The sequence below is a fragment of the Dysgonomonas sp. Marseille-P4677 genome, from assembly GCF_016652235.1.
Taxonomy (GTDB): Bacteria; Bacteroidota; Bacteroidia; order Bacteroidales; family Dysgonomonadaceae; genus Dysgonomonas.
The window spans coordinates 1-25831 of the sequence record NZ_JAEPKU010000055.1 but is presented as its reverse complement, the minus strand read 5'-3'; the positions used below and the strand labels follow the sequence as shown (position 1 = coordinate 25831).

At 35.5% G+C, this 25831-nt stretch carries 19 protein-coding genes and 1 pseudogene; 14 read left to right on the top strand and 6 right to left on the bottom strand.

The window, feature by feature from the left end; genetic code table 11:
• A pseudogene (locus JGH11_RS10795) lies at positions 1-1120 on the bottom strand (hypothetical protein); the annotation flags it as partial.
• Positions 1121-1382: 262 nt separating this feature from the next.
• On the opposite strand from JGH11_RS10795, the gene JGH11_RS10790 reads away from it, so the two are divergent.
• On the top strand, positions 1383-1817 hold the full coding sequence (locus tag JGH11_RS10790) for a DUF3244 domain-containing protein (RefSeq protein WP_201111602.1): 435 nt from the start codon (positions 1383-1385) through the stop codon (positions 1815-1817).
• Positions 1818-2083: 266 nt separating this feature from the next.
• On the opposite strand, the gene ybeY is transcribed toward JGH11_RS10790, so the two are convergent.
• Positions 2084-2506 carry an rRNA maturation RNase YbeY gene (gene ybeY / locus JGH11_RS10785; protein ID WP_201111601.1) on the bottom strand — a complete coding sequence of 141 codons (423 nt, stop codon included), beginning with the start codon at positions 2504-2506 and terminating at the stop codon, positions 2084-2086.
• A 219-nt stretch (positions 2507-2725) separates the two neighbouring features.
• Here ybeY and fbp point away from each other — a divergent pair, with 219 nt between their 5' ends.
• The 12 genes from fbp to JGH11_RS10725 all read left to right on the top strand — a co-directional run bounded on the left by fbp (position 2726) and on the right by JGH11_RS10725 (position 18318).
• Positions 2726-3754: a class 1 fructose-bisphosphatase gene (fbp, locus tag JGH11_RS10780; protein WP_201111600.1), complete on the top strand. Its 1029-nt coding sequence runs from the start codon at positions 2726-2728 to the stop codon at positions 3752-3754.
• A 106-nt stretch (positions 3755-3860) separates the two neighbouring features.
• Positions 3861-4436, top strand: coding sequence for a hypothetical protein (locus JGH11_RS10775; RefSeq protein WP_201111599.1), 576 nt, complete (start codon positions 3861-3863; stop codon positions 4434-4436).
• Positions 4437-4583: 147 nt separating this feature from the next.
• On the top strand, positions 4584-5594 hold the full coding sequence (gene pta / locus JGH11_RS10770) for a phosphate acetyltransferase (RefSeq protein WP_201111598.1): 1011 nt from the start codon (positions 4584-4586) through the stop codon (positions 5592-5594).
• A 17-nt stretch (positions 5595-5611) separates the two neighbouring features.
• Positions 5612-6577 (top strand): 3-hydroxyacyl-CoA dehydrogenase family protein, encoded by a 966-nt coding sequence (locus tag JGH11_RS10765; RefSeq protein WP_201111597.1) that lies wholly within the window; start codon positions 5612-5614, stop codon positions 6575-6577.
• 4 nt (positions 6578-6581) lie between these two features.
• Positions 6582-7781 carry an acetate/propionate family kinase gene (locus JGH11_RS10760; RefSeq protein ID WP_201111596.1) on the top strand — a complete coding sequence of 400 codons (1200 nt, stop codon included), beginning with the start codon at positions 6582-6584 and terminating at the stop codon, positions 7779-7781.
• A 481-nt stretch (positions 7782-8262) separates the two neighbouring features.
• Positions 8263-9714: a glucosyltransferase domain-containing protein gene (locus JGH11_RS10755; RefSeq protein WP_201111595.1), complete on the top strand. Its 1452-nt coding sequence runs from the start codon at positions 8263-8265 to the stop codon at positions 9712-9714.
• 130 nt (positions 9715-9844) lie between these two features.
• Positions 9845-10828: a GSCFA domain-containing protein gene (locus tag JGH11_RS10750; protein WP_201111594.1), complete on the top strand. Its 984-nt coding sequence runs from the start codon at positions 9845-9847 to the stop codon at positions 10826-10828.
• Positions 10829-10841: 13 nt separating this feature from the next.
• The gene (locus JGH11_RS10745; RefSeq protein WP_201111593.1) at positions 10842-13313 is read left to right on the top strand and encodes a bifunctional UDP-N-acetylmuramoyl-tripeptide:D-alanyl-D-alanine ligase/alanine racemase; all 2472 of its coding nucleotides are present in this window, start codon (positions 10842-10844) and stop codon (positions 13311-13313) included.
• A gap of 199 nt (positions 13314-13512) precedes the next feature.
• Positions 13513-14907, top strand: a complete 1395-nt coding sequence (locus JGH11_RS10740; RefSeq protein WP_201111592.1) for a TolC family protein — start codon at positions 13513-13515, stop codon at positions 14905-14907.
• 25 nt (positions 14908-14932) lie between these two features.
• Positions 14933-15925 carry an HlyD family secretion protein gene (locus JGH11_RS10735; RefSeq protein WP_201111591.1) on the top strand — a complete coding sequence of 331 codons (993 nt, stop codon included), beginning with the start codon at positions 14933-14935 and terminating at the stop codon, positions 15923-15925.
• A gap of 1 nt (position 15926) precedes the next feature.
• Complete coding sequence (locus JGH11_RS10730; protein ID WP_201111590.1) at positions 15927-17096, top strand: ABC transporter permease; 1170 nt, start codon at positions 15927-15929, stop codon at positions 17094-17096.
• 25 nt (positions 17097-17121) lie between these two features.
• Positions 17122-18318: an ABC transporter permease gene (locus tag JGH11_RS10725; protein ID WP_201111589.1), complete on the top strand. Its 1197-nt coding sequence runs from the start codon at positions 17122-17124 to the stop codon at positions 18316-18318.
• Here JGH11_RS10725 and JGH11_RS10720 read toward each other — a convergent pair whose 3' ends face one another.
• The gene (locus JGH11_RS10720) at positions 18319-18618 is read right to left on the bottom strand and encodes a putative signal transducing protein (RefSeq protein WP_201111588.1); all 300 of its coding nucleotides are present in this window, start codon (positions 18616-18618) and stop codon (positions 18319-18321) included.
• A 214-nt stretch (positions 18619-18832) separates the two neighbouring features.
• Between JGH11_RS10720 and JGH11_RS10715 the strand changes: the two genes are divergently transcribed.
• Positions 18833-20335 (top strand): catalase, encoded by a 1503-nt coding sequence (locus tag JGH11_RS10715; protein ID WP_201111587.1) that lies wholly within the window; start codon positions 18833-18835, stop codon positions 20333-20335.
• 174 nt (positions 20336-20509) lie between these two features.
• Here JGH11_RS10715 and JGH11_RS10710 read toward each other — a convergent pair whose 3' ends face one another.
• From JGH11_RS10710 to JGH11_RS10700, 3 genes are read right to left on the bottom strand one after another with little or no spacing between them, the layout of a single operon-like run.
• Complete coding sequence (locus JGH11_RS10710) at positions 20510-21019, bottom strand: lipid-binding protein (protein ID WP_201111586.1); 510 nt, start codon at positions 21017-21019, stop codon at positions 20510-20512.
• Between the two features lie 52 nt (positions 21020-21071).
• Positions 21072-22637, bottom strand: coding sequence for a SusD/RagB family nutrient-binding outer membrane lipoprotein (locus JGH11_RS10705; RefSeq protein ID WP_201111585.1), 1566 nt, complete (start codon positions 22635-22637; stop codon positions 21072-21074).
• Positions 22638-22648: 11 nt separating this feature from the next.
• Positions 22649-25774, bottom strand: coding sequence for a SusC/RagA family TonB-linked outer membrane protein (locus JGH11_RS10700; RefSeq protein WP_201111584.1), 3126 nt, complete (start codon positions 25772-25774; stop codon positions 22649-22651).
• Positions 25775-25831 lie beyond the last annotated feature (57 nt).

Genomic DNA, 25831 nt, shown 5'->3' with positions numbered 1-25831 from the left:
GAATAATTAGTAATGCTGATTGCTTTTCTATAAAGAGCCTATTATTTACATTTTGCATCAATTCAAAGTCATATTTCTTCTGAACATCCAGGATTGCCTGATTGTTAATATCTTCCATTTTCTTTTTGACTTCTGTTATATATTCTTTTTGATGTATTAGAGCTTCTTTATAACTTCCATCTTTTTCCTTTATATCGGATAAAAGATGATAAGCAATACTCTTTGTAGAAGACTCTTCTTTTCCCTTCAATGCCTCCAGTGATTTATTGATATAGTATAAACATGAATCTTTATTTTGCTCATTCTTAAAGCAATAAGCCATATTCAAAAATAGCTTTGCTTTATCGTTATCCTTGGGTGCATATAATACAGATTCCCTAAAATAAGCGCTTGCTTTATTATAATCATCTATTTTGCTGTAGGCAACCCCCATATTACGCATCACATAAGCAATTTCGAGTGAATCGTTTTGTATTTTTGCAAGAGCCAAGCCCTTATTATAGTAATGGAAACAGCTATCAACTTCCTTCTTCATTAAAAAGGAAATTCCCATTTTATTATATGTTATAATTTCATTTTTATATTTATTTGCTTTTTTAAAGTGCTCAGCCGCTTTTCTATATCTTCCGATTGCATCATCTTTCAACAACTGATCGTAATTAATATCTCCTATATAATATTCAACAAGTCCCTTTAAGGCTTCATCACCTTCAGTTTTTAAATAATCTTCAGAATCCAAATAAGCCAACATCGCGTTTTTCTTATCATTCCGGGCAGCAAATATATGCCCACTATAAAAAGAGGCAAAAGCGGCCCTCCTATAATCCCCTTTATTTACAAAATATTCTTTAGCTTTTAGAACAAGGGTATCATTCGCAATATCTCTATTTGTCTGATCCTTAGCCTGAGTATACAATAAAATATATCTATTGAAGAGATCTTCTTCTAATTCATTAGGATGCAATTGAAATTCCAATATGTGCAATACAGAGTCAGGGTTTTGTTGAATTAGAGATTCGGCTAACTCTAATATTTTGTCAGCATGATTCCCTCTAAAATTACAGCTTAAGAAAAATACCGCTACAACGATAAGTAAAAAAATTGCTATCTTCTGATACATAATTGTCCTAAATTTAATAAATCTATAAAAATGACAGCATAAAAGTATATTATAAACAGTACTTTCACCTAAAATAGCACAAAAAAAATCTATATCGAAACCTCTAAAAAATTAATCAATACTCTATAAACCAGGAAATAACAAAATAAGAAGGCTATAAAAATCTATATCAAAAGAAAAAGCATTGCTTTTATATTTTCCTAATACTAGATTTGCACTATCCAAATAGTAAAAAACTCCCTACTCTTAAAAGTTATTAGTTATGAGAAAGCAATATGTACTTATATTAGTGTTTATTATTTCATGTTTATCATATGTACAAATATACTCAATTAATTATTTACATGGTGAATCTTTTTTACAAAGTTTAGGAGACGATTGGGATGAATTGGAATTGCAGGGACTTCATCAATCTAGCAGGCCGAAATTAGCTCGGAGCTTTATTGTAACAACCAGTCCAATAAAAGCTTACAAAAACAGTTCTTATGTAAAATTCGAACTAGGAACAGCCCTTACCCAAGATATAGATATACAAATAATTGATGAAAAGGGATCTGTTATTTATTCTCAACAATATACTCCTACAACTTCAACCATATTGATCAGTATAGGAGAATGGAATAAAGGTGATTATATAATTAATGTAAAAGATACATCTGGTTCGACCATTGTAACCGGAAACTTCGAAATACGTTAGGTTTATTAGGCAAAAACTCCCCTCGAGACTTAGCTTACTTACAATTACAATTTTATTAGGGGAGATCTTTTGTAACAGCTACTTGCGAATAGCTATTATGGTAAGGGTGAATCTGGACGATTCGCCCTTGCTCGTTGTATTAAAAGTAAGTTTTATCTAAAAACGATCACACCACAATGAACAATCAAGGAGTAAAACAATAATTCAGATGGGAAGAAAAATAAAGAACAGATAAGAATTAAATTATATAACTTACTTATTATTAATTATGATTTATCCAATAATTCAAGTGCTTTATTTTCACATTCTGTCATAAAAGCTCGCTCTTCAGGAGATTTATCATTTATTCCACAAAGATGTAAAACACCATGAATAATGACACGGTACAACTCTTGATCAAAGTTTGTATTAAATTGAATAGAATTACTCTTTACAGTATCGACACTAATAAAGAGGTCTCCAGAAACAACATCTCCCTCACTGTAATCGAAAGTTATAATATCAGTATAATAATCATGCTGTAAATATTGATTATTAACTTCTAAAATCTTATCATCCGAACAAAAAATATATCCTATTTCTCCTACTATTTTATTATAAGTTGCAACAACGGATTTTATCCAGTTTGTTGTCTTTCTTTTCTTTATAGAAGGAAATTTAACCCCTTCGCTATCATAATTTATGGCCATAATATTTATACTTTGTGGACTGTTCTATTCCTTACAAAGGTAAATTAAATCAACAAATGAATATCTAATTAGCAAAAGAAAAGCATTTTTTTATTCCATATATTAAACATAGGCATCGTTTATCTGTTTATAAATAAACCTTATCTAATAAAGCATGGAAGAATACAAATATTCTCTTAACTTTGAAACACCAATAAATTAACTAATTTTTGAGTTATTATGAAAAATATCACAAGAAAAACCCTCGATGAATTTATCATTGAAAGGCAAGAGGACTTCAGATATTCGACAGGAGAACTCTCCCGTCTTCTGAATTCTATTCTACTTGCAGCTAGAGTAGTTAGCTACAAAGTAAACAAAGCCGGATTGGTAGACATTTTAGGTGCTGCCGGAAACACAAACGTACAGGGCGAAGAACAAAAAAAACTCGACGTATACGCTAACGACGTTTTCATACAAACGTTAGTAAACAGAGAAATCGTATGCGGTATAGCTTCTGAAGAAAATGACAATTTCATAACAATTCAGGGACTAGACGAAGGACATAACAACAAATATGTCGTTTTGATGGATCCTCTTGACGGATCATCCAACATTGAAGTAAATGTTTCTGTAGGAACAATTTTTTCTATCTATCGCCGCATTTCACCTGTAGGTTCTCCAGTTACAATGGAAGACTTTCTTCAACCCGGAGTAAATCAAGTAGCAGCAGGCTATATTTTGTATGGTACATCAACTATGATTGTATACACAACTGGCCGTGGTGTAAATGGGTTTACCCTTAATCCAGCAATTGGAAGTTTCTATTTATCGCATCCTAATATGAGATGCCCTAAAAATGCGAAAACATACTCTGTTAATGAAGGAAACTATGTCCATTTCCCTCAAGCGGTGAAAGACTATATCAAATACTGTCAGGAGGAAAAAGAAGATCGTCCTTATACAGCGAGATATATAGGTAGTCTTGTTTCAGATTGCCACCGTAACCTGATAACAGGAGGAATCTATTTTTATCCATCCACCCATAAATCGCCTAAGGGTAAACTCCGCCTACTATACGAGTGTAATCCAATGGCATTTATAACAGAACAGGCCGGAGGAAGTGCTACAGATGGCAGAAATCGAATTTTAGAAATACAACCGACAGAATTACATCAACGTACTCCGTTTTACTGTGGAAGTTCAAACATGGTAGAAAAGCTTAAAGACTTTGTTGCTCTAGCCGATGAAAGAGAGAAAAACAAATAAATAATTAATTCTTAAACAAAAGGACTCTAATAATTTCCTCTATTGTGATTATTAGAGTCTTTTTCATTTTACATATAAAGTTATCGACCAACATAGAAACTAAAAAATGGAAACCGCTTTAAAACAGGATTCTCTTCAAATACATTATACACTCAATGAAGAAGACTTTCTAAATCTGCAACTATACCATGCCTTTAAAAACGAAGATTTTAAGAAGCAGCGCATAAAAGATAAATATCGAATTATAGGCTTATCCTTATTATGTGGACTTATTCTATTTTTTGATGGATACTTCAGCATCTACTCCTATTACTTCCTTGGATCGGCAGTACTGTTTTTTATTGTTCATCCCTGGTGGTCAAAATGGTTTTACAAACGTCTATTAAAATCAAAAGTTATAAATGCCAACAAAGACTGCTTTCCACAAACTACAACGCTGATATTACAGGACAAACAAATTGATTTAATCAATAATAAAAACTCCCACACATTCGACATACACAACTTATTGAATATAGAAGAAATTCAGGAATATTTCTTTTTACAAATATCTAACTTTCCACCTATCATCATACCAAAGAGACAAATCCCGAACATAAATCTTATTCAAAAACAATTAAAACAGTACAATAAAAACTTTGACATATCCTTCATTACTGATCTTGAATATAGATGGAAGTAAATTCATTTAGCTAATTTTACGTTTTAAAGTACTTTTTTATCTTATAATTGCAAAGCTCAGATAGCATTTTTAGTATATTTGTACAGCATTAAAAAACAGCAATAATTTAACATTCATTATACAATCATAAATAAATAATATCATCATATGGACTTAATTAAACAAATTGTAGAAAGAGCTAAATCAAACAAACAACGTATTGTCTTACCCGAAGGAACCGAAGAAAGAACGATTAAAGCTGCTGACGAACTATTAGCCGATGGAGTAGCAGACATCATCTTAATAGGCAATACAAAGCAAATAAAAGACCTGGCTGCAAGCCTAAACCTGAAACACATAGACAAAGCAATCTTGTTGGATCCTCTAGCATATGATAAAAAAGAAATATATACTAATCTCCTCTTTGACCTAAGAAAAGCTAAAGGTATGACAATAGAGCAAGCCGCTAAACTGGCAGAAGACCCTTTATATATAGCTTGCCTGATGATCAAAAACGGAGATGCCGATGGAGAAATAGCCGGAGCACAAAATACGACCGGAGATGTCCTTCGCCCCGCACTTCAAATAATAAAAACAGCACCCGGAATAAGCGTTGTTTCAGGAGCTTTTCTAATGTTTACTACACAGAAAGAATATGGAAAAGATGGCCTGCTTGTTTTTGCAGATTGTGCAGTGACCCCTGATCCTACAGCCTCTCAGCTAGCTGAAATAGCTGTAGCAACAGGACATACAGCCCGTGCATTGGTGGGTGAAGAGCCTCAGGTAGCCATACTAAGCTTCTCTACAAAAGGTAGCGCTAAAAGCCCTATGGTAGATAAAGTTATAGAAGCAACACAATTAGCTCAGAAAATTGATCCTACAATGAATATAGACGGAGAACTACAAGCTGATGCTGCACTGGTTCCATCTGTTGGGAAACAAAAAGCTTCGGACAGCAAAGTTGCCGGAAAAGCAAATGTACTGGTATTCCCTTCACTCGAAGTAGGAAATATTGCCTACAAATTAGTACAACGTTTAGGTGGAGCAGAAGCTGTAGGCCCTATATTGCAAGGAATGGCCGCACCTGTAAACGACCTATCAAGAGGTTGCTCTGTTAGCGATATTTACAATATGGTTGCAATCGCCGCAAATCAGGCAATCGCTGCAAAAAACAAATAATAATCAACAATATATATATGGCAGAAATAATAGAGCCTATTGAAGAATACGGGCTAAGCAGTAAACACAAAAAAAGATCGCTTTTTTCCAAAATCGGAGTTGTAGGTTGCGGTCGCGATGGTAGACATATAGTGAGTCTGACTGCACTTTCGGGCATGGAAGTTGTTTTCATTGAGGTTTCGGAAGAAAGAATTCAAGAAGCCCTCCAAGATATCGGTCACGGACTAGACACAAAAATAGAGAACTGGGGTTTAACCCAGAGTGAAAAACGTGCTACGATGGGGCGTATAAAAGGATCGTTAGACTATCGTGATTTAGTTGGGTGTGATTTCGTTATAGAGTGTATCCGCTACGAGGCGAATGGGGAACGTAGTACAGAATTACGAAAAGAAGTTTTCCGTAACCTAGAACGCGTTCTGCCTCCGGAAGCCATCATTGCGACAAATGCAACAACAGTCATTATTAGCGAACTGGCAGCAGAATTAACGCATAAAGAACGCTGTATTAGTTTACATTTTCCTATTTCGCATACAGATGCGCGACTTTTGGAAGTCGTAAGAGGTACGTTTACATCTCAAGAAGCTGTTGACAAGATCTATCTGTTTGCTCATATGATAAAACATGAGCCGATCTCTGTTCACGAAAGCAGTGGTCTCGTTAGTTTCCGACTAATGATTACAATGCTTAATGAAGCTTGCGAGATATGGATGGAAAATGTAGCCTCGATAGAAGATATAGATAAAGAATTTACTATAATCTACGGTCAACGCTATGGTATTTTTCATTTAGCCGATATTATAGGTATTGAGAAATTAGTTATGTTAATGGAAGATATGTTCCATGAATACGGTGATAAAAAATATAAAGCCGCTCCTATTCTTTGGCGTCTTTATCGTTCTAAGCAACTTGGATTATCCTCAGGTAGAGGCTTCTACATATACGATGAAACAGGAAAACAACTAGGTCCGAATAACTTAATTTAATAACATGAAAATATTGGTATTGAACTGTGGTAGTTCATCTATAAAATATAAGCTTTTCGATATGGAAAGCAATGAGGTATTAGCTCAAGGTGGTATAGAGAAGATCGGACTTAAAGGTTCTTTCCTCAAAGCACCTCTTCCCAACGGAGATAAGCTTATACTGGAAGGCGAGATACTAGAACATCAGGCAGGTATAGAATATATACTGGGAGTTCTCACTAGTGAAAAGTACGGATGTATAAAATCTTTAAATGAGATTGATGCTGTAGGTCATCGTGTTGTACATGGTGGAGAACAGTTTAACAGCAGTGTATATATTACCGACGAAGTAATAAAAAAAATGGAGGAATGTATCGAATTAGCTCCTTTACACAACCCACCTAACTTAGCAGGTATTTATGCTGTTAAAGAATTGATGGGTAATGTACCGCAAGTGGGAGTATTTGATACCGCATATCATCAGACAATGCCTCCTAAGGCATATATGTATGGATTACCATATTCATTATATGAAAAATATGCTATCCGTAGATATGGCTTTCATGGAACTAGCCACAGATATGTATCACACAAGGGTTGTGAGTTATTAGGTCTTCCATATGAAAAGCAACGTATCATTACGGCTCATATTGGCAATGGAGGTTCATTAGCTGCCATCAAAAACGGACAATCAATAGATACATCTATGGGCATGACCCCTGTAGAAGGACTTTTGATGGGAACTCGCTCTGGAGATGTGGATGCCGGCATCATCTCATTCGTAATGGAAAAAGAAAATATCGGAACCCAAGCTATTACGACTCTGGTAAATAAACACAGCGGTCTATTAGGCATTTCGGGAGTATCGTCTGACATGCGTGAAATACGTGCTGCAATGGATACTGGAAATGAAAGAGCCCAGTTAGCATTTGACATCTTCACATATCGCATAAAGAAGTATGTAGGATCTTATGCTGCAGCATTAGGAGGTTTAGACATACTTATGTTTACCGGAGGTATTGGAGAAAATCACTCTATTACACGAGAGGTAGTCTGCAAAGACATGGAATATATGGGGATCAAACTAGATTATGACAAAAATAATGAGATACACGGTGAAGAAGCAGTAATTAGTGCTCCTGATTCGAAAGTAATTGTCATGGTTGTTCCTACCGATGAAGAATTTATGATAGCATCAGACACAATGGAAATTGCCAAGAAATAGGCATAAACAACTATAGAATAACATATTATATAAAAACGATCTAAATTATAGATCGTTTTTATTTGTTTGTAATCTAAAAGATAATTTAACATTCAGATTAACAATTTGAACACCTCAGTTAAACAATTTTAAATGCGTAAAAATAACCCATGAGTTATTTGCATATAATATTAGCACCTCATATCTTTGTAATGTGTTTTTCATAGTATTAGATTTAAGGTTAACAATGAAGATTGGTTGTCGTGATGACAACCTTTTCTTTTTTATATAGAATTCTATCCTAAATAAGATTTCTTCCCACAGATACTTTCATACAGACACATACCTATTATCTTTTTGGCTAAACTGGGATAGCTGACTTAAATAAGAAAAAGATATTTAACAAACCGAACAAAGAAGAATAGAAGCTTGGATATCTTATATCAAGATCATTCAATTAATTTATTATTTTTGTGACAACTAAACAATAAACGATATTTCTATGCATAATATCCTACACTTCTATAACACAAACAAAAAGGGTCTCTTATTTAGTGTTCTACTATCACTGTTATATGTATTACCTATTATACTCGCTAATATATACTATATAGACGATATGGGACGTATTATGCATGGCTATTCATGGACAACGGCAGACGGAAGGATCATCACATCTTTTATCATGAGACTCCTGTCCCTGAGCCCATATATAGTGATTAATCTATATCCTTATTACACAATCGTTAGTGCGATTATTCTAGGCATCACTGGATATTTGTTATGCTATCTGTTAGGCCTCGAAAAAACAAAAAGCATTAAATTGACTTCACTTTTCCTGATTATAAATCCTTTTTATTTATCAAATTTAGTATTCAAATATGACTGCCTACCGATGTCATTATCCATATGCATACTTGTTATACCTTTCTTTTTCGTCAACAGATCCTCTTCATTATTTATATTAATAACATTAGTATGCTCTTACATTTGCTTTTACCTATACCAACCCAGTGTTACCGGATTATTTGTTATTGGATCTTTTTATATGTTTCAATATTGTAAACAAGGTAAGCTCAAACAAGTAATATTATTTTCCTCCAAACTTATATCGGCAACTATTGGCAGCTTCATTTTATGGAAAATTTCTATCTATCTGCTGGGCATTGACTTATGGGGACGAGGACAACTAAGTTTTATCAACCCTGAATTCTTTCTTATTATAAAGAATCAATGGCTTAAATTAATGGATTTGATAAAATCGTTAAGCATAAGCTATCTAATAGCCACATCTCTTTTTCTAATCTTATTCATCTTTGCTTTTATTCGTTTCTTAAAAAAGCTAGATATAAAAAAAGCTATTGTTGCAATTGTCATCCTATTTTTTTTAATAGTATCTACTTTTGCTATAAATTTTGTAACAGAAAACTCTCCTCTTCCACGAACACAAACAGCCTATGGCTTTATTTTTTTTATTTTTGCTTCTTTCTTTGTCGAGCTTCCTAAGAAATTTACTAAACTTTATTCCTTAAGTTTTATTTTTGTTATCTTTTATTCTTTCTTATTATCATCTCTATTCGGACAGACATTGAAAAATCAAGAAGAATACAATCAATTTATCATATCACAGGTTTCACCACACCTCTTAAAGAAAGACAACCCTCAACTACATATAATAGGAAACATTGGAATTGCTCCCAGAAATAAAATGATGATGCAGTTTTATCCAATATTAAAGAAGTTTACTCCCATTTATAACAATATAGATTTCGTGGCCTTGCATGATTTTGATAAGTTTGACTTAATTTCCAAAGAATTTGGTAAAACATTCAACAACAGAGATCTGGTTATTAAAAACTTATATAATTATCCTATTATCGATAGTAATAAATTTTATATTCTAAGAACAAAGGAAAATATTTTCATTGTTGATTTTGATAAGAATTACAAATGATTATATAAAGCTTTTTTTTATATATAATCAGAAAAATAATCTTCTACATTCCCCTTTTTATTTTCCTTTACAGATAAAGAAAATCATTCTTTATTTCTTATTTTTGCATAACCCTATTATCAATTAGCTAATGGATTTTAGAACTAAAATAGAAATACCTAAATCTGATTTAATTATATCCCATAAAAGCCGTATCATGATGCTTGGCTCATGCTTTGCTGAGAATATAGGAGAGCTTTTGATCAAGAATAAATTCGATTTAAATCTAAACCCTTTTGGTATCCTATACAATCCTAAATCTATTAGTCAGGCTCTAGCGTTCCTTTGTGAGAACAAGAAATTTTCTGATGAAGATATTTTTGAATATAAAGGATCCTATCACAGTTTTTGGCATCATGGGGCTTTTTCTAATACAGATAAGAATAAATGTCTTACAAATATAAATAACAGCATACAGAAAGCAGCGGAAGATTTAAGGCAAGCTGATATATTATTCGTAACATTCGGAACTGCTTTTGTCTTTCTTAATAAAGATAACAACACTGTTGTGGGTAATTGTCATAAATTACCGGCATCATTTTTCGATAGACAACGATTGGATGTTAATAGCATCATAAAAGATTGGGAGATATTGATAAACACCCTTCAGTCTATAAATCCTAAGTTACAGATTATACTTACAGTTAGTCCGATTAGACATATGAAAGATGGTGCGCACGAGAATCAATTAAGTAAGTCAACTTTGTTATTAGCCATCGACAACCTTAAGAAGTCGCATAACCAAGTAGATTACTTCCCATCTTATGAAATTGTTCTTGACGAACTACGCGATTACCGTTTCTATAATGAAGACATGATACACCCAAACTCTACAGCAATCAATTATATATGGAAAAGATTCTCTGAAACGTATATTAAAGAAGACACATATCCTATTATCGAAGAATGGAACAAAATATACCTAGCACTTAACCATCGTCCTATCAATATTGAAAGTGATGAATATAAGCTTTTTTTAAGGCAAACTTTGTTAAAGTTAAAAGCCTTCAACCATAAATATCCATACATTTGTTGTAATAGAGAAATCTCTGACTTAGAGACACGGCTATCATAAAAGAAAAGTAAAAATGAAATATCCCATACAAAAAATAGCTAAAATTTTGGATGCTATACCATCCGAAATGAATGATGCTGTCATAAGCATTTTGCTTACCGACAGTCGTCAGGTGTTTTATCCTGCCGAAACATTATTCTTTGCATTATCTACAAAAAATAATGATGGGCATAATTATATAAATGAATTATATGAATTGGGTGTTCGAAATTTTGTCGTATCCGAGCTTTTCCCTGAATGGAGCGAATTTATCGGCACTAATTTCTTAGTGGTCCCCAATACACTTAATGCTTTACAACGAATAGCGGCATACCATAGGAGTCAATTCAATATACCGGTTATAGGTATTACAGGCAGTAATGGCAAGACTGTAGTAAAAGAATGGCTTTATCAGATACTTCATCAAGATTTCAACATTACCCATTCACCTCGCAGCTACAATTCTCAGATAGGCGTACCGCTATCAGTATGGCAAATGAGCGATCACACCCAACTTGGAATTTTTGAGGCAGGAATTTCCCAACCTGAAGAAATGTCTAAGCTTGAGGCTATTATACATCCCACAATAGGAATACTTACAAATATTGGACAAGCGCATCAAGAAGGATTCAAATCAATGAAACAAAAGTGCCTTGAAAAATTAGAATTATTCATTCACTGTGATGTCATTATTTGTGAAGAAGAAAACCAACTTATAGACGAATGTATGGAGATAGCCTGTCTATCACATAAACGTCTCACATGGTCGCGTAAAGGTTCTAGTGAAAGCCCTTTATTCATAATGAAAATAGAAAAGGAAGAGAAAACTACTACCATTCATTATGCCCTTTTGGGACTTGTTTCTAAGTTAACTATTCCGTTTACTGACAATGCTTCCATAGAAGACGCTATACATGTATTGGCTACAGCGATATATCTTCATGTTCCCCTCGATGAAATTAATAAACGTATGGCTACACTCGAACCTGTAGCTATGCGATTAGACGTAAGGCCGGGAAAGAATAATACAACCCTGATAAACGACTCTTACAACTCTGATATAAACTCTTTAAATATTGCCTTAGACTTCTTAGCTCAAAGAGCAACAAACAGTGAACAAAAGAAGGTACTTATTATATCAGACATTCCGCAATCGGGACTTGTACCAAAAGATCTTTATTATCTGGCTTCAAATCTGGTTTTAAATAAAAATATAGATCTGCTTATTGGTATTGGGAAAGAAATATCGGCCCACAAAGAAATGTTTAAAGAAACTGAAAGCCTTTTTTTTAATACAACTGACGATTTTATCCACTCTAATGTGTGGCACGACTTTCAAGATATGTTTATTTTATTGAAAGGAGCCAGAAGTTTTTCTTTCGAAAGTATTAATAAGCTGTTGGAAGTAAAAACTCATGAGACAGTATTGGATGTAGATTTGGATGCTATCGTTCACAACTTTAAATTCTATCGTTCAAAACTAGATCCTAAAACAAAGATGATTTGTATGGTAAAAGCCGATGGTTATGGAACTGGTTCTTCCGAAATAGCTAAAACCTTACAGTATCACAAATGTGACTATCTGGCCGTAGCTGTAGCTGAAGAAGGTGTAATACTCAGAAAACAAGGCATTAAAGTTCCTATTATAGTTCTTAATTCCGAGGTTGGAGGTTTTGAGGAGCTTGCAACATACTCTTTAGAACCTGAAGTTTATAATTTCAGAATACTTGATGCATTTATAAAAGAAGCTAAATTACAGGGTATTACAAATTACCCTATTCACATAAAAATAGATACAGGAATGCACCGGCTTGGGTTCACCAGTGAAGATATTCCAGAGTTAATGAACCGTGTCAAAATGCAAACCGGAGTACGTATACAATCTGTGTTCTCGCATCTGGCAGCCAGTGAAAGTTGGAATTTCGATAGTTTTACTTCTGAACAAATAAAAACATTCAAGAAGATAGCAAATGAAATTTCAAACAATTGTCACTATCCTATATTGAAACACATACTGAATTCGGCTGGTATAGAACGATTTCCTGAAGAACAAATGGATATGGTAAGACTAGGTATTAGTCTTTATGGAGTAAGTGCCAGTGGACTTGATGGGCTTCGTAATGTTTGTACCCTTAAAACGACTATTCTACAAATTAAGCGTATCAAAGCCGGGGAAACAGTGGGATATGGACGTAAAGGATTCTTTGATCATGATGCTGTCATAGCCACGATTCGTATCGGTTACGCTGATGGCATAAGCCGCCAGTTCGGCAATGGGGCTGGTAGTGTAATAGTAAACGGGCAAAAGGCTCCTATAGTTGGAAATATTTGTATGGATCTAACCATGATAGATGTAACTAATATAGATGTAAAGGAAGGAGACATTGTTACCATTTTTGGAAAAGACCCATCAGTTATTGATTTAGCGAATAAAATAAATACAATACCCTATGAAATACTGACCTCAATATCGAATCGTGTTAAACATGTATACTATAAAGAGTAATTTTATCACAATAAAGATTAAATATATTTTTTTAACATAAATAAAAGGTTTATCTTGAGATGAACCTTTTTTTATTATATGATGTTAATAGAATAGCTTATTTATAAATATTCTTTTCATATTCTTAAAAAAGTATTATACTTTTGTGATATATAGTTGCCTAAACAACCAATATTGAAATATTTATTTAATTGAAGATATGATAAAAAAAAGTTGCGGAATAATACTCTCTCTCTTCTTTACTCTTCAGGCTAATAACATTGCGGCTCAACAACTACTCAGCTTGGAACAATGTCGCCAACTGGCAATAGAAAACAATAAAGCATTGAAAATAGCATCGGAACAAGAGAAGATCGCGTATTATAATAAAAAAGAAGCACTATCGAAATTTTTTCCTGAGCTCCAATTCATAGGGGGTTATCTACACAATCAGAAAAATCTGCATTTGATTTCCTCTTCTGCAATTCCGTCTGCAATTCCGCTACCAGTCCCTATTGAAGGGATAACATCACTACCTATTCCACCAAATATCAAGGATGGTATATATAAAATAGGAGAAGTGGATATTAAGAATGTTTGGGCAGGAGGTTTTAATCTGACTCAACCGATCTTTACCGGTGGCAAAATTGTTGCTTATAACGACCTACGGTCATATGCGCAAGAACTGGCAAAGAATATGAAAGAAAGCCAAATGACGGATGTCATCATAGAAGTAGACAATGCATATTGGCAAGTAATATCTGTTGCTAACAAAAAGAAGCTGGCAGAATCGTACGTTCAATTAATGCAGAAAATGGATTCTGACATCTCGATAATGGAGCAAGAAGGTGTAGCCACTAAAGCTGACAGACTTTCTGTGAATGTCAAATTAAATGAAGCAGAAATGACGTTGACCAAAGCGGAAAATGGATTAAGTCTTGCAAAAATGTTCCTGTCTCAAATATGTGGGCTTGAAATAAGCGATGCTATTACTTTGCAAGACGAAAATTTAGATAATCTGACTATCAGTAGTGAAGCCGGTGCCCTACCAGACATAAACGAAGCTCTAGCTAATAGAACAGAAGTAAAAAGCCTCGAATTAGCCACTAAAATATATGGGAAACAAGAAAAAATAGCATTAGCTGACTTTATGCCTAATCTAGCATTTACTGCAAATTATTTGTGGACAAACCCGAATATGTTTGATGGTTATGAAAAGAAATTCGGAGGTATGTGGAATGTTGGTCTTGTACTTAAAATACCACTAAACTTCTACTCTAGTTCTGCAAAATTGAATGCAGCAAAAGCAGAAACCCGTATCAAACAATTCGAACTGGATGAAGCCAAAGAGAAAATTACATTACAAATTAATCAATCGGTATATAAGCTAAACGAAGCAAATAAAAAACTAATTTCAGCTCAAAAGAATACTGAAAAGGCCGATGAAAATTTACGTTATGCTAATGTAGGTTTCGAAGAAGGAGTAATTGCGGCCTCAGATGTAATGGCTGCACATACTGCATGGCTATCAGCCCACTCAGATAAAATAGAGGCTCAAATAGATATCATTCTTTGCAAAATATACCTAAACAAAGCATTAGGACGTAAACCATAGTAAATAACAAACACAGCATAGAAAAATGGACACTGAAAACAAAAAAACAGGCTCAAAACTTATACCTATCTTAGTTTTTGCGGCAGTAATCATAATAGTAGGCCTTTATGGTTTCTTTTTCCTGAATCAGGAAGATAATATAATACAAGGAGAAGCAGATGTTACTGAGGTTCGAATTTCAAGTAAGGTTCCCGGTCGTATCTATAAATATACGGTTGACGAAGGAAGCTTTGTAAAGAAAGGAGATACCCTTGCCATTCTAAGCATTCCTGATATAGATGCAAAACTAGCTCAGGCGAGTGCTGCCCAACAAGGTGCTGCAGCCCAGAATCAGAAAGCAATAAAAGGAGCTCGTGTAGAACAAATACAAGGTGCTTTTGAAATGTGGCAGAAAGCAAAAGTAGGTGTAGACATAGCTCAAAAATCATTTACACGTGTTCAGAACCTTTACGACAAGGGTGTAGTTACAGCTCAGAAGCGAGATGAAATAGAAGCTCAAATGAATGCGGCAATAGCAACCGAAAAAGCAGCCAAATCGCAATACGACATGGCTGTAAATGGAGCCGAAAGAGAAGATAAAGAAGCAGCACTTGCATTACTCGACAGAGCGAAAGGGGCTGTAGCTGAGGTAGAGTCTTATATTGCAGAAAGTTATCTGATTTCACCAACCGATGGAAAAGTAACCGAGAAATTTCCAAATGAAGGAGAATTGGTCGGTACTGGCGCTCCGATTATGAATGTTGCAAAATTAGACGATAAATGGGGCTCCTTCAATATACGTGAAGATCGTTTAAAAAACTACAAAGATATTGGGACTAAGATCAAGGCATATGTTCCAGCTCTTGATAAAGAGGTTGAAATGACAGTCTACTACGTAAAAGACCTTGGCTCTTATGCTGCATGGAAAGCAACTAAAACGACAGGTCAATATGACCGGAAAACATTTGAAGTAAAAGCCCGCTTCAACGACAAATCGATAGATGTACTCCCGGGAATGTCTTTGATAATAAAAGAATAAAATGAATAAAGAAAGTGGTATATTGACGATATGCAAAAGGGAATGGTTACGAATTTCATCTTCTAAGATTTGTATCTGGGGAATTTTCGTAGCACCTTTATTATCCATGATCTTTCTACTATGGATGATGGATAGCGGGCTTCCTTCACGCATACCTATTGCCGTTGTCGATATGGACAACACCACTACTACCCGAACTCTGGTACGCCAACTTGATGCTTTTGAGAAAACAGACATTGCATACAAAAGCTTGTCGTTCAGAGAAGCCAGACATCAAATGGAAAGAATGGAGATATATGCTATCCTCACTATCCCTAAAGACTTCACAAAGGATGCTATATCCGGCAATCGCCCCAAACTGGTCTATTATACAAATAATGCATTCCTTATCTCCGGTTCACTTTTGTTTCAGGATCTGAAAACAATATCAACACTTGCGTCTGCCTCTGTTGGGCTACAGACCGCTGAAGCTAAAGGTTTTACAGAAAATCAGATAATGCCTATTTTACAACCGATAACAATAGACGCACATCCATTGGGTAACCCTTGGCTAAACTACTCGGTTTACCTTAATAATATCTTGATGCCCGGCATATTACAACTTATAATCCTAATGTTCACAGTATCTTGTTTCGGATCGGAAATAAAATCCGGATCTGGACGTAGACTGCTGGAAATGGGGGACAACTCTATCCTTAAAGTTATTGTAGGAAAGCTATTGCCATACACTATTATTTATACTGGAATAGCACTTCTGTTTATGTCAATATTCTACTATATAAATAAGTTCCCTCTACACAATGGCTTTTGGCCTATGTTTCTCAACTACTTTTGTTTGATACTTGCGGCACAGGCGGTGGGACTTATTCTTTTAGGAATATTTAGAAATTACCGTTTGGCTTTAAGCATTGCTAGCCTTATTGGTATGGTATCATTTTCAATTGCCGGCTTCTCATTCTCTACGCTGGCTATGGACGGGAGTTTGAATGCTTTAAGTAACCTGTTTCCTCTACGCCATTTCTTTCTTATATATGTAGATCAAGCCCTAAATGGTATCTCAATAGGATACTCTATGTATCAATATGCTGCTTTATTAGCTTTTGTATTGTTATCCATAATTTTCTTCAACACTGTCAAAAAAATGTTGGCAAGTAATATATATGAAGAATAACGGATAAAAAAAGAATCAGAATAATATGAAGAAATTACTACTGGATATATATTATGTTTGGATCAACGAACTAAAAGTTGTCTTCAAAGATGAAGCTGTAATACTCTTATTTTTTATAGTTCCCCTAGCCTATCCGGTCTTGTATAGCTTCATATACAACAACGAAACAGTACATGAGGTAAAAGCCATTGTGGTGGATGAGTCTAATACTACCTTATCTCGTGAATTTAAGCGTAAAGTAGATGCGACTGCCGACATAAAAGTAATCGGTTACGCCACCAATATGGAAGAAGCCAAAGAAGCTATGCGTCGAAAAGAAGCCTATGGCATTATATATATCCCCCGAGATTTTAGCAAAAACATCAACACACAACAACAGACGCAGGTCAGTGTATTTTCAGACATGAGTAGTTTATTATTCTACAAAGCAATACTATTAAGCGCCACTGAAGTATCTCTCAACATGGGAGCAGACATTCGTGTAGCAGAAATTGGAGGCGGTAGTCAGGAACAAGATGCGGCAACACGACAAACAGTAGATAGTGAATGGATACCACTATATAATCCCCAAAATGGATTTGCTAGTTTCCTTGTCCCTGCTATTTTGGTACTGATAATACAACAGACTCTAATACTGGGAATCTCCACTATTGTAGGTACTCACAATGATAAGAAACGCTTCTCTGTTGCATCACATACAGCTGAAGGCAAGAATGTCCATCCGCTAAAGCTAACCATAGGCAAGGCCTTTTGCTATGCTTCATTATATATGCTAATTTCGGTCTGGGTATTGAGAGTTATTCCCTATTTATTTAAATTTCCGCAAATAGGTGATCCTTTAGTAATTGCGGCTTTTTTAATGCCATTCTTATTAGCAGCTACTTTCTTTGCTATGACATTATCTTACTTTTGCTCGCAACGCGAATTTGGAATGATGATGTTTGTATTTACCAGTGTCTTATTTATCTTTATATCTGGAATTTCATGGCCATGGACAGCCATCCCGGATCCAATAAAAACTATCGCTTATATTATCCCATCTACTCCGGGCATACATGGATTTATCAAAATAAATACTATGGGAGCAACATTAACCGATGTTTGGTTTGAATACATTACACTATGGATACAAGCCGGAGTCTACTGCATTACAGCAGTATTTATGTATAAATGGTGGATACAGAACTATGACCCTGAATATAAAGGAATGCTAAGGATGTAACTATTTGTTCTTTGAAAAGAATGACACGATCTTTTCATAAATACGAACTATACGTAAAGTCGATTCAGGGATTTCAAAATCTTCTTTTTTTGAAAAGCCTCCTTCTATAAGAAGTTTAATCGCTTCTTCAACATCTTCGTTCTTTACCTGAAGTTTTACACCTCCAATAGCATATGGATGAACTTGGTTCGTCAACTCATCTTTTAGAATACAGAAAATTCCATTATCTTCTAAGTAGGTCTTTGCAATAGATATATCATTATATATATCCGACGATTTTACTGTAACAAGGTTAATCATACATTTTCGCTATTTATGTTTTTATAAAGATACACATATCCAACATCTTAAACAAGGCAGACTAAATATTAGGATATGAAAAGATTCTTTTTATTAAACAGGGCATTTTTATGACGAACAATATCCGTTCAAAATTGTTAATAACAATAAGGCTTGTCGTTTAAATTACACTAACGACCTTAATGATCATACTAATTTCTTAACATACTACATCATGGAAAAAAACAAAAAAATCTTGACAACCAACCAGGGGAATCCTGTTGACAATGACCAGGCATCTATCACAACTCAAAATCCTACAATGACATTATTATCAGATGTACATACTGTAGAAAAACTTGCTCATTTCGACAGAGAACGTATTCCTGAAAGAGTTGTTCACGCAAAAGGCTCCGGAGCATTTGGTTATTTTGAAGTTACTCACGATGTGACAAAATACACTTGTGCAGACTTCCTATCACAAGTTGGAAAAAGAACCGATATGCTGGCTCGCTTCTCAACAGTAGGAGGTGAAAAAGGGTCTGCTGACACAGCTCGTGACCCACGTGGATTTGCATTAAAGTTGTATACAGACCAGGGAAACTATGATATGGTAGGAAACAATACACCAACCTTCTTTATTCGGGATGGTATTAAGTTTCCTGATTTTATCCATACTCAAAAAAGGAATCCTCTTTCTAATCTAAAAGATGCAGACGCTTTCTGGGACTTTCTTTCATTAACACCGGAAAGTATTCATCAAGTAACAATTCTTTTCTCTGATAGAGGTACACCTGATGGATATCGCCATATGCATGGATTCTCAAGCCACACATATATGTGGTATAACGCAAAAGGAGAACATTTCTGGATAAAATGGCATTTTAAAACAAATCAGGGAATAAAGAACCTGACAGACAAAGAAGCTACTGAACTGGCAGGTACAGACCCAGACTATGCAACTCGTGATCTATACAACAGTATCGAAAAAGGAGATTTTCCATCATGGACTGCCTATGTACAAATAATGAAACCGGAAGAGGCTGACAATTATAAATTCGATGCATTCGACATTACTAAAGTTTGGTACCAAGGAGATTATCCTCTTATCCCGGTTGGAAAGTTTGTATTAAATAGAAATCCGCAGAATTATTTCAATGAAATTGAACAAGCGGCGTTTTCTCCTAGCAATTTTGTTCCGGGTATCGCTTCATCTCCCGACAAGATGCTTCAGATTCGTCTATTCAGCTACCCTGACACTCATCGTCACCGTCTAGGAGCAAATTTCGATCAGTTACCTGTAAATGCGCCGAAATGCCCAATGCATAACTACCAACGTGACGGATATATGAATATTGGCAATCAGGCTGCACCAAACTATTATCCAAACTCATTTAACGGTGCTACACCTGATGCGAAATTTACGCCACCTTCTATTAATGTACAAGGAATAGCGGCTCGCCATGAATATCCTCTGGGTGATATAGATTATGTACAAGCTGGAGAACTATATTCTCGCGTAATGTCTGACTATGACAGAAACAATTTGATAAGCAATATAGTAGGGCATATAAAGAACGCACAACAACGCATCCAATACCGTCAAACAGCAATATTCTACAAAGCCCATCCTGAATATGGAACTCGTGTTGCTGAAGGGCTAGGCCTTGATGTATCAAGAGTTAAAGAATTAGCAAATATGAGTCAGGAGGAGAGAGTTAAGGCTACGGCCAATTAGTTCTGATTTAACACATTTGATTTATTACAATAAAAAAGAGACTGGCCTTTTACGGACTGTCAGTCTCTTTCAAGTTTGATACATCACTGTATTAAAAGTGTGCTCGTATGAATTGGGTACGACTTAAAGGAGCGTACCCTGTCTCCTCTCTTTTCAACTTTATCAACCAAACATTTAATCTTCTGACCAACCTGTATAGCGGTATCCTTCAACAGTATAAGTCTTTCCCGGAAAACGAGAATTTGTAAAAGTAAAGGATATTGCATCCGCTACAGTACCTGATGGTGCAGTAGCTCCTTGTAGGGTAACTTTACCATCTGTCAAAGTAAATGTGTTTGTTGATGTAGCTACATTACCAGCTAGATTCTCTATATTAGTCCCAGAAAATGTAAGCGTTTTCAGATCGCAATTAATCTTCCCATTGATTGAATAAGCATTCGCTCCACTAAGAGAGTAAGCTCCTATCCGAAGCCAACACTGAGTTGTAGACTCATTTGTAGTATTGGATATCTCACAATAGTTTTTATATACCTGCGCACCTGTTTCATCTTTCACTACTACCCTGTATTTACCTCCCAGAGGGTGGATAGAGGAATATTCAATTTCATAATCTCCATATGTCTCGCAAGAGATGAATCCCACCAACAATAACAATAGGAAAGGAATATATCTTATTTGTTTCATTTTTTCTTTTTTTAAATACTTAATACTAAAATTGAAATCGATTTGTTTCATATTACTTACCATTAGGAACCTGCCACCACAATGGCTCTTGAGTTGGTTTAGTTGCCGGAGCATTTGGATTATATAAAGCTGAAACATTAGGCACAGGTAATCGACGTGGTATCTCTCTTGGTTGGAGTACTGTTGTACCCGGACGTACTAGAGTCCCTAATTCATATCCTTCAAGAAGCCCAGGGGTAACATTACTCTCACGAACCTTCTCTGCATCGCTAATAGCAGGAATACCTGTACGATTTCGGTCCATCCACGAATCCCATGAATTTGCTTTCGCTCCAGCCGCCCATTTTTGAGTTAAAATACTTTTCATCATTGCATCTAAAGAAGAACTATCAAATGCATAAGGACCTCCAGCTTTTATAAAGTCTGTTGCATCGTATCCCCAACGAGCAAATGCTTTACGGACACCATTATCATAAGCCGTTTTAGCTTCACTTACCTTACCTAGTCTTGCCTGAGCTTCTGCTATCTGGAAATAAGACTCAGCCGCATTCATCAAGAAAACGCTATCAGAGAAGGCTTGTTTATATCTAGATGAATTTACGATAGGTACTGCATCTGCTGCACCCTCAGTTGTAGAAGGCTTGGTTCCACAAGGTAAACCACCGTACATTTCTCTGTAGGTAAGTTCTTCCCCTTCGGCAAGAGCTTCTTTTGCTGTTGCTGTCAACTCGTAAATTTTTTCAATACGAGGATCATTTGTAGCTAACAAAAATTCTAAGAATGTATGACAAGCTCTTATATTCTCTTTAGTATTCAACTGACGGATATTGTATTCATATAAAGGATTTCCTTTATTAGTCGCATCTTCGAACTTCACAAAGACACAGTCGCCATTAAATAATCCACCTGCATTAATGAGAGCTTCTATCTTAGCTTTGTTAGCCTCAAAATCACGCATGTAGATTTTCAACTTTAAACTTTTAGCAAAAGCTACCCAGTTATCAATATCTCCTCCAAAAAAGAAATCTTTAGGGCCGATTAGGGGATTACCTGGCCCTTTAGCTTGAGCAGCTTTAGCAATAGCCTCATCCAAAAGTGCGATGATACCCGGATATACAACAGTTTTACTGTCATCGTATTTTGGTGCCGGATAGTTACTTATATCTAAAGCTTCGGTAAATGGTATATCTCCGTATAAATCGGTAAGCAAATGAAAATTATAGGCTGTCAAGACTTTGCCTATCAACCAATAGTTCCATGCACCTTCCTTTTCGGCCAAAGGAATCATAATTTTCAAATCCTTTAGCGTATTAGCATAAGCATTAGTCCAAAAAGCATTATATGAATCTTGGTTCAAGCTATAGTTTACAGTCGTATTATATTGGTTTGTAGAATTACCCTGAGTAACATACTGGCACCATAGATCACCTATCAACTGACCATTTAACCCCCATTGTGCAACGGTACTTGCACCCGCAGCAGGCAACAAGCTCTCAAGATTAGCGTCTGTCGGATAATTCGGGTTCTCATTCACATCTAAATATTCATCGCATGATGTAAATGGGATGCTTGTCAAAAGCACAGACAAGACTATATATATTAATGTTTTCTTTTTCATCTTTTTTCTATTTAAAATTCAACCTTTATAGCACCACCAAAAGTACGGTACGAAGCTGCACTGGATATTTCACCGAACTCAGAATCAATATCGTTACCCATGTTTGCTACTTCTGGATCTACATAATTGTTTTTCTTAGGTGTAAACAAGAATAGATTACGACCGATAAAACTTAACACAACTTTGCTAAGAGGTGTGGAGCTTAAAAACTTCTTAGGCACATCGTAAGAAAGTGTGATTTCCCTGATCTTAAAGAAATCTTTTGGTATAACCATTTCATCTCTTACTAGTGGGCTATAAGAATAGTTGCCATAGTAGTTAAATTGATTTGACATAAGTGGAATATTATTTTCTACATATTCCCCATTTACTATTTTCACCGAATTAGGATAGATGAAAGAGTTACGTTCATTGAATACTGTTTGAGTCGAGTTACCATTAAAGTGGGTTATATATGATGTATTAGATGCCATCCATCCACCTTTATGCCAATCTCCTACTACAGTCAGTCTGAAATCTTTAAACTTCACTGATGTATTCAATCCAAGAATGAAATCCGGTTGGGAAGAACCGATAATTTTTTTATCGGTTGCCGATTGTGTAAGGAAACCATTATTGTTAACTATTGCATAGCCATAATAAGGACTGTTTTTATCTTTCACTCGGTCAATATCGGGCACTTGGAAAGTTCCAATTTTTTCTCCTACTCTCATTCTATATTCGATACCGCGCCATGAAAGAATATTGTATTCACTCAATCCATCCCAAAGCTCGCGAACCTTACCTGTATTCTTAGTAAATGTAGCATTCACATCCCATTCCCAGTCATTTGTACGTACAGGTGTTACACCCGCTGCAATTTCCACCCCTTTGTTTTCTAAAAGTCCAACATTACGAGTTTCAGAAGTATATCCGGTTTCTGGAGCTAATGTGGCAGAAATAATTTGATTCTTACTTTGCTTATTATAGTATGCGAAATCTAAACGAACCCGGTTGTCAAAGAAACTACCTTGTACACCAAATTCGTATTCAGTCGTAATCTCGGGTTTCAATGTCTGGCTAGGAAGCCTATTATATTCGGATAATCCCAACACTCCATTTATAGGTAACCATGTGTAATAATATGTTGAATTAGATCCGGACGGCGGTTGAAACCATGAAGATGTTCTATAAACTCCGGCATCATTACCTGTTTGTCCTACAGCAGTACGTACTTTTAGAAAATCTACCTTATAATCTTTTAGCGATGGTAAAAGTTCTGTAAGGATAAGCGATAGATTCGCTCCTCCATAGAAATAACTATTTTTCCCTTTAGGAAGAGTAGACGAATGATCGTTACGTCCCGATAAGTTTAAGTATATAAAATTCTTGTAGCCAACTTCTGCTTGAGCGAATATACCTATCAATCGTCTATCTTCATTATACTGATCTGCATAAGCTGCCGAACCTGTATTCTGAAGATTATACCATCCGGGTACACCCAAGCCATTTACATAACCTCCGGTATATTCATATGTACGTTTATTAAGATTCCATCCGGCAGTACCACCTAACGAGAAATCTGCTATTCTATAGTCAGCCGAAAGGAAAGCTGTTGCATCTAGCTGATCTCTGTTGTATCTGTAATTTGAATAATATCCGTTTTGAGGCGTAGCTCCACCTAAGTCACTATAAGAACCCGGTATAAATGAGGTTTTTGCATTTATATTCTCCCTGTCATAATTAAGAAAGTCTCCACCAAGGCGTGCTGTAGCTTTGAGACCACCCAGTAGTTGGTAAGAAGCCTCAACTTTACCGTACGTATGATTGTCTTGATACAAATAGTAATTATTATCAATCATCCAATATGGATTAGTCGCATAAAAAGTATAATAGTTATCAAGGTTATAACGTTCATCATTATAGTCCTTCATTGCCGAGTAATCTACGTCAACCGCATGTTGCAGAAGTTCCATTTCCATTTGTTCTGTACGACGAATATCCTTACGGGCAAAGTTTAAAGATACATCTACTGAAAGTTTATTCCATTTAGCATTACCCCTTAAAGAAATCGTGTTACGAGAATATGTATCTCCATTGTTTGGCAGGGTTCCGTTACTAGTTACGTTACCATATGATGCGTAAAGTCCTAGATTTTCTGTTCCATAACGAACCGAAAGTACATTATTTAGCTCAGATCCTGTTTTATAGAAATTTCGAATATTATTTTTTACATATGAAAAAGGTTTAGTCATTACTGGATCTAATTCATCCGAACCCCATTCATGAATAGTACCATCAAGGCGTGGTCCCCATGAACCATTTTCTGCTCGATCCCAAACACCCCATCCTTGACCATAAAGATCTTGTGTTTGCATAACGCGAAGAACATTCGATGCCGAAAATGCACCATCATACGATACTGTAAGTTTTTCATTTTTTGCTCTCTTGGTTGTTATCATTATAACACCATTCGCTGCACGTGAACCATAAAGGGCTGTAGCTGACGCTCCCTTAAGTACAGTCACTGACTCCACATCTTCGGAGTTGATGTCGTTAGCACTATTTCCGAAGTCAACATAATCAGTACCCGAACGCTCATTAGTAATTGGAACTCCATCCACAATATATAATGGATTATTATTGTTGAATGAAGATATACCGCGAATCAACACTTTTTGTGATGTTCCGGCAGGTCCGGCTGCAGAAATGTTAACCCCTGCCACCTTACCATTTAAACCACCCATTACAGAACCAGACTTCGCAGATGATATTTCATCCGATTTAATTTGAGTAGCAGCATAACCCAATATTTTCTGATCTCGCTGTATACCCATTGCTGTTACTACCACCTCATTCAAAATTTTGTCATCATTTTCCATCACGACTTTCATCCCGTCAGAAGCGACAGCTTCTTTAGTCTTCATTCCTATAAGAGAAAATACTAATACCGTTTTACCCTCAGGCATATTGATAGTATACGTTCCATCAACACCTGTTATGGTACCAATATTTGTCCCTTTCACTACAACAGAGACACCGATTGCCGGCTCATTAAAATCATCCAGAACTGTCCCAGTAATCTTTGTTGTTTGTGCCATAATGTATCCTACTCCCAACAATAAGAAGGATAGAACCAATAACAACTTTTTGTCCATATTACACACTCTCTTTTTTAATTAATACTACATCATATTGATCATGTAATATATAAT